General features: G+C 59.2%; 14 protein-coding genes and 2 pseudogenes. 9 read left to right on the top strand and 7 right to left on the bottom strand.

Features of this window, described 5'->3' with window-relative positions; translation table 11 throughout:
• Window positions 1-270 precede the first annotated feature (270 nt).
• Window positions 271-549 (top strand): DUF3509 domain-containing protein, encoded by a 279-nt coding sequence (locus tag IC37_RS16710; protein ID WP_030131633.1) that lies wholly within the window; start codon window positions 271-273, stop codon window positions 547-549.
• Window positions 550-672: 123 nt separating this feature from the next.
• Here IC37_RS16710 and IC37_RS16715 read toward each other — a convergent pair.
• The 5 genes and pseudogenes from IC37_RS16715 to aroC form a co-directional block, all read right to left on the bottom strand.
• A pseudogene (locus IC37_RS16715) lies at window positions 673-786 on the bottom strand (acireductone synthase); the annotation flags it as partial.
• Window positions 787-855: 69 nt separating this feature from the next.
• Entirely contained in the window at window positions 856-1,401 is a 546-nt protein-coding gene (locus IC37_RS16720; RefSeq protein ID WP_030131635.1) for an acireductone dioxygenase, read from the bottom strand.
• A gap of 20 nt (window positions 1,402-1,421) precedes the next feature.
• A pseudogene (locus IC37_RS30990) lies at window positions 1,422-1,514 on the bottom strand (hypothetical protein); the annotation flags it as partial.
• A 5-nt stretch (window positions 1,515-1,519) separates the two neighbouring features.
• Complete coding sequence (locus tag IC37_RS16725; protein ID WP_177409407.1) at window positions 1,520-2,671, bottom strand: MFS transporter; 1,152 nt, start codon at window positions 2,669-2,671, stop codon at window positions 1,520-1,522.
• Window positions 2,672-2,699: 28 nt separating this feature from the next.
• Window positions 2,700-3,791, bottom strand: a complete 1,092-nt coding sequence (aroC, locus tag IC37_RS16730; RefSeq protein WP_030131637.1) for a chorismate synthase — start codon at window positions 3,789-3,791, stop codon at window positions 2,700-2,702.
• An 85-nt stretch (window positions 3,792-3,876) separates the two neighbouring features.
• On the opposite strand from aroC, the gene IC37_RS16735 reads away from it, so the two are divergent.
• Together IC37_RS16735 and IC37_RS16740 are read left to right on the top strand one after the other, a co-directional pair.
• The gene (locus IC37_RS16735) at window positions 3,877-4,875 is read left to right on the top strand and encodes an alpha/beta hydrolase (protein ID WP_030131638.1); all 999 of its coding nucleotides are present in this window, start codon (window positions 3,877-3,879) and stop codon (window positions 4,873-4,875) included.
• Window positions 4,876-4,971: 96 nt separating this feature from the next.
• Entirely contained in the window at window positions 4,972-5,763 is a 792-nt protein-coding gene (locus IC37_RS16740; RefSeq protein ID WP_030131639.1) for a hypothetical protein, read from the top strand.
• A gap of 129 nt (window positions 5,764-5,892) precedes the next feature.
• On the opposite strand, the gene prmB is transcribed toward IC37_RS16740, so the two are convergent.
• Entirely contained in the window at window positions 5,893-6,801 is a 909-nt protein-coding gene (gene prmB, locus IC37_RS16745) for a 50S ribosomal protein L3 N(5)-glutamine methyltransferase (protein ID WP_030131640.1), read from the bottom strand.
• A 238-nt stretch (window positions 6,802-7,039) separates the two neighbouring features.
• Between prmB and IC37_RS16750 the strand changes: the two genes are divergently transcribed.
• The 5 genes from IC37_RS16750 to IC37_RS16770 all read left to right on the top strand — a co-directional run bounded on the left by IC37_RS16750 (window position 7,040) and on the right by IC37_RS16770 (window position 9,811).
• The gene (locus tag IC37_RS16750; protein ID WP_030131641.1) at window positions 7,040-7,630 is read left to right on the top strand and encodes a cysteine hydrolase family protein; all 591 of its coding nucleotides are present in this window, start codon (window positions 7,040-7,042) and stop codon (window positions 7,628-7,630) included.
• 131 nt (window positions 7,631-7,761) lie between these two features.
• Entirely contained in the window at window positions 7,762-8,082 is a 321-nt protein-coding gene (locus tag IC37_RS16755; protein WP_030131642.1) for a hypothetical protein, read from the top strand.
• A gap of 75 nt (window positions 8,083-8,157) precedes the next feature.
• Window positions 8,158-8,715 carry a Smr/MutS family protein gene (locus IC37_RS16760; RefSeq protein WP_030131643.1) on the top strand — a complete coding sequence of 186 codons (558 nt, stop codon included), beginning with the start codon at window positions 8,158-8,160 and terminating at the stop codon, window positions 8,713-8,715.
• Window positions 8,716-8,792: 77 nt separating this feature from the next.
• Window positions 8,793-9,338, top strand: coding sequence for a GTP cyclohydrolase I FolE (gene folE, locus IC37_RS16765; protein WP_007898818.1), 546 nt, complete (start codon window positions 8,793-8,795; stop codon window positions 9,336-9,338).
• Between the two features lie 101 nt (window positions 9,339-9,439).
• Complete coding sequence (locus IC37_RS16770; protein ID WP_030131644.1) at window positions 9,440-9,811, top strand: glutathione S-transferase N-terminal domain-containing protein; 372 nt, start codon at window positions 9,440-9,442, stop codon at window positions 9,809-9,811.
• 195 nt (window positions 9,812-10,006) lie between these two features.
• On the opposite strand, the gene IC37_RS16775 is transcribed toward IC37_RS16770, so the two are convergent.
• Window positions 10,007-11,173 (bottom strand): PLP-dependent aminotransferase family protein, encoded by a 1,167-nt coding sequence (locus IC37_RS16775; RefSeq protein WP_030131645.1) that lies wholly within the window; start codon window positions 11,171-11,173, stop codon window positions 10,007-10,009.
• Window positions 11,174-11,255: 82 nt separating this feature from the next.
• Here IC37_RS16775 and IC37_RS16780 point away from each other — a divergent pair, with 82 nt between their 5' ends.
• Window positions 11,256-11,702 (top strand): MarR family winged helix-turn-helix transcriptional regulator, encoded by a 447-nt coding sequence (locus IC37_RS16780; RefSeq protein WP_030131646.1) that lies wholly within the window; start codon window positions 11,256-11,258, stop codon window positions 11,700-11,702.
• Window positions 11,703-12,013: the final 311 nt, after the last annotated feature.

A 12,013-nucleotide genomic window follows, 5' to 3' on the forward strand; every position in this document is an offset into this window, starting at 1 on the left:
TTTTTGAAATGTTTTGTATCCGCGACCGAAGCGTTCCGACCAGGCATCGCAAAGCGGAACCCTGGCGTTGTGATTGGTTCCATCTAATCACGGGCCGACCACGCAAAATGCAGGATGCACGATGGCCATTCATGCAGATTGCACGAAAGCACAAAAACGCCTTAAAGCTAACTTATTGATTTATATGGTTTTTTAAAAAAACAGGCGCTGGCACAATCACTGCAACTACCTCTCCATGTTGCCCTTCAAGCACAAACGGAGCCGATAGACATGAGCCTGATCCAGGAAAAATTTTCGTCGCTATTCTCCAACTTCGAAGTGACCACCCAGCCACGGCCTGACGGCGGCATTCTGCTGACCCTGCGCAGTACGGACGGCAAAGTCTTCAAACGTTCGATTTCCTATCAGCAATTGCATGCCGGCGATCAGCTGTCGTGGGTGATCAGCGCGATTCGCCGTGACGTTGCCGAACAGGCCAGCGAACTGCCGCAGATCTCCATGCTGCAAAGCCAGCAACGGTTCGCCTTGCCGACCTATCACTCGATGTAAGTCGTTACAACGCAATCCCTGTAGGAGCCGAGCTTGCTCGCGAAGGCGGTGTGTCAGCCAACATTAATGTCAGCTGACCCGCCGCCTTCGCGAGCAAGCTCGGCTCCTACGGGTTACGCGTGGTTACAAGGCAGAAGGGTTTATCCGCGCAAAGCTGTCGACGGTCACATGACCTGCCAGTTCCCCGCCCTCACGGGCCAGGCCGCAAGTTGCCATGCCGACCGTGCGTGCCGCATCGTCGAACACAAAACTCACCGCGCTGGTAGGGCCTTCGATGTCGGTGAGAATCGCTTTGACCGGCATCGCTCAGTCCTCGAGACGCGGGAAGCGGCTGGCGATGTCATCGCCGGTGAAATTGACCACCCAGCCTTCGGGGTTGTTGAACAGGCGGATTGCGACGAAATGCGGATGCTCGCCCATGTCGAACCAGTGCTTTGTGCCGGCTGGCACCGAGATCAGGTCGTTTTTCTCGCAGAGCACGGCGTAGACGTAATCGCCGATGTGCAGGGTGAACAAGCCACGACCGGCGACGAAAAATCGTACTTCGTCTTCAGCATGGCGGTGTTCATCGAGGAACTTGGCGCGCAACTCGGCTTTTTGCGGATGATCGCTGTTCAGGCTGACGACATCGACGGTGATGTAACCGCGCTCGGTCATCAGCTTGTCGATTTGCTGCTGATACGCGGCGATCACTTCTTCCTGGCTGGCGCCCGGCTGGATTTTGGCCGCGGCTTGCCAACGGTCAAAGCGCACGCCCTGTTCGGCCAGGGTCGAGGCGATGTCTTCGAGGTGGGTCAATACCTTGTTCGGCAGGTCAGGACTGCTGACGTGGTAAACGGACAGGCTGCTCATCTGGGCAACTCCTTAACGGTTCATGCTTTATGGTTCGAGAGCGAGCGCGTCTTCAACTCGCACTCGAACAGAAATTCAAACGCCTCGATCTGCAGCAGTGCGTCGCTCGCGCGCAGGCTCAAGGCCTGTCCTCTTGCATGCGTGTGGCAATGATAACGGCAGCGGCGAAGGCTGCGAGACTGGCAATACTAAAGGTCAATGTGGCACCGAGAGCATTCCAGCTGTAGCCGGAATACAGCGCGCCCAGTGCGCCGCCGGTGCCGGCCAGTGCGGCATACAACGCCTGGCCCTGCCCTTGCTGTCGCGCGCCGAAGCTACGTTGCACGAACTGGATGGCAGCCGCGTGAAAGCTGCCGAAGGTTGCGGCGTGCAGCACTTGAGCGAACAACAATACCCAAAGGAATTCGGCAAACGAACCGAGCAACAGCCAACGCAGGGCTGCTAGCAGGAAACTCGCCAGTAACACTCGGCGCACCGAGAAGCGCGCCAGAATCTTGCTCATGACCAGAAACATCAAGACCTCGGCAACCACACCGACCGCCCAGAGCATGCCGATCAGCCCGCGACTGTAACCGAGTCGCTCAAGGTGCAACGTCAGAAAGGTGTAATACGGCCCGTGACTCATCTGCATCAGCGCCACGCAACCGTAGAACGCCAACACCCCGGGGTTACGCAACTGCTGGAGGAATCCCTCCCCCGCCAACCGTTCACTCTGAACCGGTTGCGCGTTAGGCACCCACAAACTGCTGACGACGATACCGGCCATGACCAGCACCAACGCCACCGGATAGACGTCCAGGCTAAGCCATTCGAACAACCGGCCGAGCGCAACCACGGTGATGATGAAACCGATGGAACCCCACAGACGAATCTGACTGTAGCGAGACGTCTGGCCGTTCAAGTGCGCCAGGGTGATGACTTCGAATTGCGGCAATACCGCGTGCCAGAAGAACGCGTGCAAGGCCATGACCATCGCCAGCCACGCGTAGCTTTTGCTGACGAAAATCAGCGAGAAGGTCAGCAGCGTACAGACCGCGCCGAACCGCACGATGGCCAGACGTCGCCCGGTGTAGTCACCGAGCCAGCCCCAGATATTCGGCGCCACGCAGCGCATCAGCATCGGGATTGCCACCAGTTCGCCAATACGCGCACTGGAAAAGCCCAGATGATCGAAGTACAGCGCCAGAAACGGCGCCGTCGAACCGAGCAAGGCGAAATAGAACAGATAGAAACTGGAGAGCCGCCAGTACGGAAGCGCCGCCACGGCCATCAGACTGCAGCGGCCTTAAGAACAGCCATTAAAGCTGGCCCAGCACCGGCGTGCTCACGCGCACATCGACATTCTGCCCACGGTGACGCAGCAGGTGATCCATCAACACGATGGCCATCATCGCTTCGGCAATCGGCGTGGCGCGGATGCCGACGCACGGGTCGTGACGGCCCTTGGTGACAACCTCGACCGGGTTGCCATGGATGTCGATGGAACGGCCCGGCGTGGTGATGCTCGAGGTCGGCTTGAGTGCCAGATGCGCCACGATCGGTTGACCGGACGAGATGCCACCCAGAATGCCCCCGGCGTTGTTGCTGAGGAAACCTTCCGGGGTCATTTCATCACGGTGTTCGGTGCCACGCTGGGCGATGCTGGCAAACCCGGCGCCGATTTCCACGCCTTTGACCGCGTTGATGCTCATCAGCGCGTGGGCCAGTTCTGCATCGAGGCGGTCGAAAATCGGCTCGCCGAGGCCCGGCATCACGCCTTCGGCAACCACGGTGATCTTCGCGCCGACCGAATCCTGGTCGCGACGCAACTGGTCCATATAGGCTTCCAGCTCCGGCACTTTGTCCGGGTCGGGGCTGAAGAAGGCGTTTTCTTCCACCGAATCCCAGGTCTTGAACGGGATTTCGATCGGGCCGAGCTGGCTCATGTAGCCGCGAATGACGATGCCCTGGGTGGCCAGGTATTTCTTGGCAATCGCACCGGCTGCCACGCGCATCGCGGTTTCACGGGCCGAGCTGCGACCGCCGCCGCGGTAATCGCGCTCGCCGTATTTGTGGTGATAGGTGTAGTCGGCGTGGGCCGGGCGGAACAGATCCTTGATCGCCGAATAGTCCTTGGACTTCTGGTCGGTGTTGCGGATCAACAGGCCGATGGCGCAACCGGTGGTGCGGCCTTCGAACACGCCGCTGAGGATTTCGACTTCGTCGGCTTCCTGGCGCTGGGTGGTGTGGCGGCTGGTGCCGGGCTTGCGGCGGTCCAGGTCGCGCTGCAGATCCTCAAGGGAAATCTCCAGGCCCGGCGGGCAGCCATCGACAATGGCGACCAACGCCGGACCATGGCTTTCGCCCGCGGTGGTGACAGTGAACAGCTTGCCGTAGGTATTGCCGGACATGCGGGACGCTCCGTGAAATCGAAACTAAAATACGTAATGCGCGCCAGTATACGCAGGCTACCCGACTAGTTCATCCTCGAACCTTATGGGCGCCTGCGAGTCCAACCGGCACCTTGTTGATGATGGCGTGATGATGCTGCGAGTTCTAGCCTTGAGCCTTACCTTGTTTACCGGCTTTGCACAGGCCACTGTCCTGCAACGCCCGATCACATTGGACACGGGCAGCGGCGAGCTTTTCGGCTCGCTGTTGCTGCCCAAGTCCGACACGCCTGTACCGGTTGTCCTGATCATTTCCGGCTCTGGTCCTACGGATCGTGACGGAAACAACCCCGACGGCGGACGCAACGACAGCCTCAAACGACTGGCCTGGGTGCTGGCCAAACACAACATCGCCAGCGTGCGCTACGACAAGCGCGGCGTGGCGGCGAGCCTGGCGGCCACGCCCGATGAGCGCAATCTGTCGGTGGAGGCCTATGTGGCCGACGCCGAAGCCTGGGGCCAGAAGCTCAAAGCCGATCCGCGTTTTGGCAAACTGATTTTGCTGGGCCACAGCGAAGGTGCCTTGATCGCCAGCCTGGCGGCGCCGAACGTCGATGCCGCGGCGGTGATTTCCATGTCCGGCAGCGCCCGGCCGATCGATCAGGTACTGCGCCAGCAGTTGAGCAATCGCCTGCCACCACCGTTGATGTTGCGCAGCAATGAACTGCTCGACAGCCTCAAGGCCGGGCATACCGACGACAACGTGCCCCCGCAATTGCAGGTGATTTTCCGCCCCAGCGTGCAGCCGTATCTGATTTCGCTGTTTCGCCAAGACCCGGCCGCGGCCTTCGCCAAACTGAAAATGCCGGCGTTGATCATCCAGGGCAGCAACGACATTCAGGTCGGCGTGGGGGACGCCAAGGCACTCAAGGCCGCCAAACCGGACGCCGAACTGGCGCTGATCGAAGGCATGAACCACGTGATGCGCATCGTGCCCAACGACGTGAAGCGGCAATTGGCCTCCTATAAAGATCCGCAATTACCGCTGGCCGCCGAACTCGGCGCGCGAATCCTCGGGTTTATTGACGGACTTCGCACCCGTTAACCGGTTACCCTCCAGTCCTGAAAAAAACGGCCGATAAGCCTTTGTCGCCAGCGCAATGGCTGGCGGCAAGCAGGGCTTGGACAGGATCTCGCCGTTATGACTGATACCCAGACTTCACCCGACACCACCGCTGAAAAAGACGCACCGCCAGCGGTCGAGCTGCCGTGGGCGGACGTCCACGTCGAGCACCACAAAATGCTCCGCCTGGCGCCGCTGAAAACCGACCGCAACACTGGCGGGCGGCCATTGCGCTTTGTCGAATTCGGTTACGCCGAACGCACTAGCAAGGAACACAGCCTGCTGCGCATGACCATCAAGCTGCCGGGCCAGCGTGTGCGCAAAGAACAGAATCATCTGGACGTGTGGGTCGATCACGCCACCAAATGCGTGCATTTCGGACCGGAAAGCGGCTTGCAGATCGAGCCGATGAACCGCGGCATCGGGCGTTATATGGCCGCTCAGGGCATTACCTGGGCGAAGAAGAGATGGCCCGCCTACACCGTCGACGGCACCGACCTGAACAACAAGGATGCGCTGAACGAAGACACTCGCCTGCGTCGCGATCACGTTCTGCGGGTGCATGGTTTTGACGTGGTCTACGCCGACGCCCAGCATTTGAAGGGCAGCGTTAAAGAGGTGTCGGTCGGTGATTTGCTCAGCGACTGGAACAGCGAAAAGTTGCAGCAGGTGGAAATCCTCGAAGCCGCGCAGATGCTCCAGCAAGCCGAGCAGAACCTGGCGGAACAGGAAGTCAAACTGAAGAAGCACGAAGAAAAGGTCAGCAAGTACAAACGCGAAGACGCCGGGCTGCGTTTTACCATTACCTGTCTGGTGGCGTTTGCGGTGTTTCAGGCGGGGTTGTTGATCTGGATTGCTACGCATCGGTAAAGATTTGAGACCGAGGCGCGGCCATTCGCGAGCAAGCCCGCTCCCACAATGAATCTGTGTCTGACTACATATTTGTGATCGACAACGAATTCCTGTGGGAGCGGGCTTGCTCGCGAAAGCTTTCTTAAGTCAGACGCGAGAAGCGAACAACGCCTGATGATCGCGGCACTGCTCCGCTGTCAGCATGAACACCCCATGCCCACCGCGCTCGAACTCCAGCCAGGCGAAGTCGACTTCCGGGTACAGCGCCTCGACGTGAACCTGGCTGTTACCCACCTCGACAATCAGCAAACCCTTCTCGGCCAGATGATCCGCCGCTTCGGCGAGCATGCGACGCACCAGGTTCAAACCGTCGTCGCCACAGGCCAGGCCCAACTCCGGTTCGTGCTGATACTCGTCCGGCATGTCGGCGAAATCTTCCGCATCGACGTAAGGCGGGTTCGACACGATCAGGTCGAAACGTTGACCCGGCAAGCCATCGAAACCATCGCCTTGAACGGTGAACACCCGCTCATCGACACCGTGGCGCTCGATGTTCTGGTTCGCCACTTCCAGCGCTTCGAACGACAGATCGGCCAGTACCACTTCGGCATTCTGGAACTCATAAGCACAGGCGATGCCGATGCAACCGGAACCGGTGCACAGGTCGAGAATGCGTGCAGGTTCGGCGCCGAGCCACGGTTCGAAACGCTTTTCGATCAGCTCGCCAATTGGCGAACGCGGGATCAGCACGCGTTCGTCGACAATGAACGACATACCACAGAACCAGGCTTCGCCCAGCAGGTAAGCGGTCGGAATGCGCTCTTCGATGCGGCGCTTGAGCAAGCGTTGCAGATTGACCAATTCGTCATCTTCCAGACGGCAGTCCAGATAGCTGTCGGCAATTTCCCACGGCAAGTGCAGCGCACCCAACACCAGTTGACGGGCTTCATCCCAGGCGTTGTCGGTCCCATGGCCGAAAAACAGATCCTCCCCATGGAAGCGGCTGACGGCCCAACGGATATGGTCACGCAGGGTACGAAGTCGGGAAGTGATCACGGGGCAAACTCCAGAAAAAACGACTGACGATTCTAACAGCCAAAAGACGCCACGACGACGCAGGAAAAACACCGGATCAGATGTAGGACCCTTCTATTTTTTCAGCAAGCTATTGAACAGAACGAGTATCTTGACAAGGCTGCGACCCAACAACGGCGGTGCCTACGATGGTAGCGATTCACAGAAGCGCTCAGCCAGAGGACAATGTCGCAAAAGCCCCACCCGAAGGAGCCCCAGAATGTCCGTTCCAAAAACGATGTTTCAACTCAGCGGCCGTGGTTATGCAGCGGCCAATCTGGGTCATGCGACCCTTGTCATCATCGATGCCCAGAAAGAATACCTCAGCGGCCCCTTGGCACTGAGCGGCATGGATGCTGCCGTCGCGAACATCAAACAACTGGTGACCGCTGCCCGTGCAGCCGGTCGGCCGATCGTGCATGTGCGCCACCTCGGCACTGTCGGTGGGCTGTTCGACCCGCAAGGCGAGCGCGGCGAGTTCATCCCGGGGCTCGAGCCACAGGGCGACGAAACCATTATCGGCAAATTGCTGCCGAGTGCGTTTCATGGCACTGAACTGCTGGAGCGCCTGCAGAATCTCGGCTCGCTGGACCTTATCGTCTGCGGCTTCATGAGCCATTCCAGCGTCAGCACGACCGTACGCGCTGCGAAAAACCTGGGCTTTCGTTGCACATTGGTTGAAGACGCCTGCGCGACTCGCGACCTGCCCTACAAGGGTGGCGTCCTGAGCGCCGAGCATGTGCAGCACACCGAAATGGCGATCATGGCGGACAACTTCGCCACCCTCGCCCAGACCCGCGAACTGATCTGATCAACCTTCGATGAGCGGTCCAGGCCGCCGCTCATCCGCAAAAGCCTCTTATTTGCTGTAATTGCCCTAGCCTCAGGAACATCCCGGTTAACTGCCGGTCGAAGGGCCGATACCCATTGAGGAAGGTCGGAATGAAGTTATCCGATGGTTTTGATGCACGCCGCTTGCGGCCCAAAGGCCAAAGCAACTGGCGTTTTCGCTTCGGCGCAGCGTTCGCTGCCTTGCTGGCGACGTGCGGTGTGTTGCTGGCGATGGCCGGCGCGGCCAGCTTGCTGGGCCGGCCACCGGCGCTGGGCGAGTTGAATGCCAGCCCGCTGGGCTCGGCGATCATTCTGGCCGTGGGCCTGTTCGTGCTGTACATCGGCGTGTGGCTATGGCGCCGCTGCCGTCGCCGCTCGCGCCAGTCGCGAGAGCTGAACATGTCTCCACACTTGATGAAAAAACACGACTAAGCCCAACGCCGGACGTTTTGTCGCGCCCGATTCGTCCCGACTTGGGTAAACTGGCCGCCCTTCGCGGAGGCTGACATGCAAGACGACGATTTTTCCCTGTTCAAAAGCGCGATCCAAGGCGTCAAGCCGATCAAGCACGATCGCGCCGAAACCGGCAAACCCAAGGCCGACCGCGCGCAAATCGCCAAGCTGCGCCAGGCCGCCACCGTGCGCACCGATGCCACCGCCGTTGACGGGCTGTCCGATCAGTTCGTCATTGATGTCGGCCCAGAAGATGAGCTGATGTGGGCCCGCGACGGTGTCCAGGAAAGCCAGATGCGCAAGCTCAAGATCGGACAGATTCCGTTCGAAGGCAGCCTCGATCTGCATGGCATGAACGTGGAAAAGGCCCGTGAAACCCTTTGGGCCTTTCTGGCCGAAGCGACCAAATTCGAAATCCGCTGCGTACGTGTCACCCACGGCAAAGCGGTACGCCTGGACGGCAAGCGGCCTATGATCAAGAGTCACGTCAACACGTGGCTGCGCCAGCATTCACAGGTGCTCGGCTTCACCTCGTGCCAACCGAAACACGGCGGCGCCGGAGCGGTTTATGTGATGCTCAAACGCACCATGATGGAAGGTCGCGACGAGTGATGCCGTCGCTTCACGCTTGCAGCGCCGTGTCCGTCACCGTACCCTTGCCCTTTGCGTAAAATCCCACAGGTAGTTTCATGTCCCTGGAACAGAATTACACCGAGATTCTCGGCCAATTGGGCGAGGACGCCTCCCGCGAGGGCCTGCTCGACACGCCAAAACGTGCCGCCAAAGCCATGCAGTACCTCTGCCGCGGTTATGAACAGACACTGGAAGAGGTCACTAACGGTGCCTTGTTCAGCTCCGATAACAGCGAGATGGTGCTGGTCAAGGACATCGAGCTCTACTCGTTGTGCGAGCACCACATGCTGCCGTTCATCGGCAAGGCCCATGTTGCCTACATCCCGAGCGGCAAGGTTCTGGGGCTGTCGAAAGTCGCGCGTATCGTTGATATGTACGCCCGCCGCCTGCAGATCCAGGAAAATCTCAGCCGCCAGATCGCCGATGCGGTCCAGCAAGTCACCGGCGCCCTGGGCGTGGCGGTGGTGATCGAGGCCAAGCACATGTGCATGATGATGCGCGGTGTGGAGAAACAGAATTCGACGATGATCACCTCGGTGATGCTCGGCGAGTTCCGCGAAAATGCGGCCACCCGCAGCGAGTTTCTCAGCCTGATCAAGTAACTCGCAGCACGAAGAAAACCGGCACTGATCGCCGGTTTTTTTTCGCCTGCGAAAAATCAGGTAAGCTGCGCGCCTTCTGTTTGCCCTGTGAGGCTTATCCCGTGTTCGTTAAAGCGCTTCGTATCGGCCTCGGCCAACTGATCATCTTCATCGATTTCATTACTCGTCCAGGCAAGAAGCAGCGCCCCGCCGCCGCTCAGGCTCAGGTCGAAACGGCCGCCAAGGACCTGACCCTGTATCAGTTCCACGCCTGCCCGTTCTGCGTGAAAACCCGCCGCACCCTGCGCCGCCTGAACGTTCCGGTGGCGTTGCGCGATGCGAAGAACAACGAACAGGATCGCCAGACCCTGCTTGAGCAAGGCGGCAAGATCAAGGTGCCGTGCCTGCGTATCGAAGAGAATGGCCAGACCACCTGGATGTATGAGTCCAAGGTGATCATTGATTATCTGGATAAGCGGTTTGCTGCAGCCTGAGGTTTTGTGGTGCTGTTGATGGCCTCTTCGCGGGCAAGCCTCGCTCCTACAGGTTTTGTGTCGTGTCCAAATGATGGGCAAACACTAAACCTGTTAGGAGCGAGGCTTGCCCGCGAAGGCGTCGGCACAAGCACTGCAAATCCCGGACAAAAATAAACCGGCCGAATGGCCGGTTTATTGTTTTATACCCTCCTCTCAAGCCGCTTCTGCCGCCTGGCCCTGACGCACCGCCGTCGCCAATCGCTTGAGCCCTTCGTCCAGCCGCGCCGGGTCGATGTGGCTGAAGTTCAGCCGCAGGTGACCGGGGTTCTTGTCCGGCTCAGGGAAAAATGGCTCGCCTGGCATAAACGCCACATCCGCCGCCAGAGCAGCCTTGAGCAGCGTTCGGGTATCCAGCGGCTGCTTTAGCGTCAGCCAGAAAAACAGCCCACCCTGCGGCACGTTCCACTGCGCCAGGTCGCCGAAATGCTTTTCAAGTGCTGACTGGAATGCATCCCGACGAGCCCGATAGAAGTCACGCAACTCACCCAGGTGCTGCTGGTATTTTTCGGTGCCGATCCATTGCAGCGCTTGCCACTGCCCGATGCGGTTGGTGTGCAGATCGGCCGATTGCTTGAGCCGCAGCAAGTGCGGAAACAGGTCTGGGCTGGCGATCAGGTAACCGACCCGCAGGCCCGGCAACAGGGTTTTCGACACGGTGCCGGTGTAGATCCAGCTGGCCTTGTTCAAGCGACTGACGATCGGCGTGGCACTGCCGCCGTCGAAGGTCAGCTCGCGGTAGGGTTCGTCTTCGATCAGGGTCACGCCGAACTCGTCGAGCAACGCCGCCACTGCATCACGCTTGGCCTCGCTGTAGCGCACCGCCGATGGGTTCTGAAACGTCGGAATCAGGTAAATGAACGCTGGTTTGTGTTTTTCCAGACGGCTGCGCAATTGCGCCAGATCCGGACCATCGGCTTCCAGCGGGACGGTGATGCAGTCGGCGCCGAACAACTGGAAGATCTGCAACGCTGCCAGGTAAGTCGGCGCTTCAAGCAGGATCTCGGTGCCTTTGTCGATGTAAAGCTTGGCCGCCAGATCGAGGGTTTGCTGGGAACCGCTGACCACCAGCACCTGACTCGCCTCGCACGGCACGCCCAACGCTCGGGCTTCGGCCGCCAGCGCTTCACGTAGTGCCGGCTCGCCTTCGCTCATGCCGTATTGCCCCATGGACAGCGGCATGTCCGCCCACTCGACTTTCGGCAGCATGGCTTCGGCCGGTAAACCGCCAGCGAACGACATCACTTCCGGACGCTGGGCGGCGGCGAGGATTTCACGGATCAAAGAACTTTTAAGGCGCGAGACACGTTCGGAAAAAGCCATGGGAGTCACCGGTAGCGAGGCCTGAGGAAAATGAGTCAAACTGGTTGACCGAAATTACGACAGACCGAGCGGATACGTCAACATGCTTGACCTTAAAAACCCCAGCACTCAGCAACAAGCCATGGAAGCGTTTTTCTTCGGTTACCAGGCGTTCACCGCCAAGGCCGACGAAATGCTCGAGCGTCGCGGCTTGAGCCGGGTGCACCAACGCATCGTGTTTTTCATCGCCCGCTACCCTGCCCTCAGCGTCAAGGAGTTGCTGGCGTTACTCGGCGTGAGCAAACAGGCGCTGAACATTCCGCTACGTCAGTTGGTGGAAATGCATTTGGTGAACAGCGTCGCGTCCGAAACCGATAAGCGTAAGCGACTGCTGGAACTGACTGCGGAAGGCGCGCGATTCGAGCAGTCGTTGCGGCGCGAGCAGGTGAAATTGCTGGAGCGGGTGTTTGCCGAGGCTGGGGAGACTGCGGTGAATGGGTGGCTGGCGGTGAACCTGGCGATGGGGAAAAGTCAGGAGGCAGCTGACTGAAACGCTCTACCCGCGACATGTGTATCGACTGATCTAAAGCTATCGCGGGCAAGCCACGCTCCCACAGGGGAATGCGCTTACCTGTGGGGAGCGTGGCTTGCCCGCGAAGGCGTCCTTCCTGGCGATATATCCCTATTGCCAAACTTTTCGTCTACAAAATCAAAAACATTATTTGCTTTATTTGTATACAAAAGCATAATTCGCTTCGTGCGAGTTCTTGACCAACAAGTCAACAAATTCGCAAGCACCTCAAAGGGTCGCTGCCACCCTCATGGGTCCGGCCCTGGAAATAACAATAAAACTCTTGAGGA

This window comes from Pseudomonas sp. QTF5 (genome assembly GCF_000512695.2).
Classification (GTDB): Bacteria; Pseudomonadota; Gammaproteobacteria; order Pseudomonadales; family Pseudomonadaceae; genus Aquipseudomonas.

Excerpts from the sequence above, each read along its gene's own strand:
- folE (WP_007898818.1), top strand. The coding sequence starts at position 8,793 with ATGTCCCTGGAACAGAATTACACCGAGATTCTCGGCCAATTGGGCGAG.
- IC37_RS16740 (WP_030131639.1), top strand. The coding sequence starts at position 4,972 with ATGACTGATACCCAGACTTCACCCGACACCACCGCTGAAAAAGACGCA.
- IC37_RS16755 (WP_030131642.1), top strand. The coding sequence starts at position 7,762 with ATGAAGTTATCCGATGGTTTTGATGCACGCCGCTTGCGGCCCAAAGGC.
- IC37_RS16780 (WP_030131646.1), top strand. The coding sequence starts at position 11,256 with ATGCTTGACCTTAAAAACCCCAGCACTCAGCAACAAGCCATGGAAGCG.
- aroC (WP_030131637.1), bottom strand. The coding sequence starts at position 3,791 with ATGTCCGGCAATACCTACGGCAAGCTGTTCACTGTCACCACCGCGGGC.
- IC37_RS16720 (WP_030131635.1), bottom strand. The coding sequence starts at position 1,401 with ATGAGCAGCCTGTCCGTTTACCACGTCAGCAGTCCTGACCTGCCGAAC.
- IC37_RS16735 (WP_030131638.1), top strand. The coding sequence starts at position 3,877 with ATGGGCGCCTGCGAGTCCAACCGGCACCTTGTTGATGATGGCGTGATG.
- IC37_RS16710 (WP_030131633.1), top strand. The coding sequence starts at position 271 with ATGAGCCTGATCCAGGAAAAATTTTCGTCGCTATTCTCCAACTTCGAA.
- IC37_RS16725 (WP_177409407.1), bottom strand. The coding sequence starts at position 2,671 with ATGGCCGTGGCGGCGCTTCCGTACTGGCGGCTCTCCAGTTTCTATCTG.
- IC37_RS16760 (WP_030131643.1), top strand. The coding sequence starts at position 8,158 with ATGCAAGACGACGATTTTTCCCTGTTCAAAAGCGCGATCCAAGGCGTC.
- IC37_RS16775 (WP_030131645.1), bottom strand. The coding sequence starts at position 11,173 with ATGGCTTTTTCCGAACGTGTCTCGCGCCTTAAAAGTTCTTTGATCCGT.
- IC37_RS16750 (WP_030131641.1), top strand. The coding sequence starts at position 7,040 with ATGTCCGTTCCAAAAACGATGTTTCAACTCAGCGGCCGTGGTTATGCA.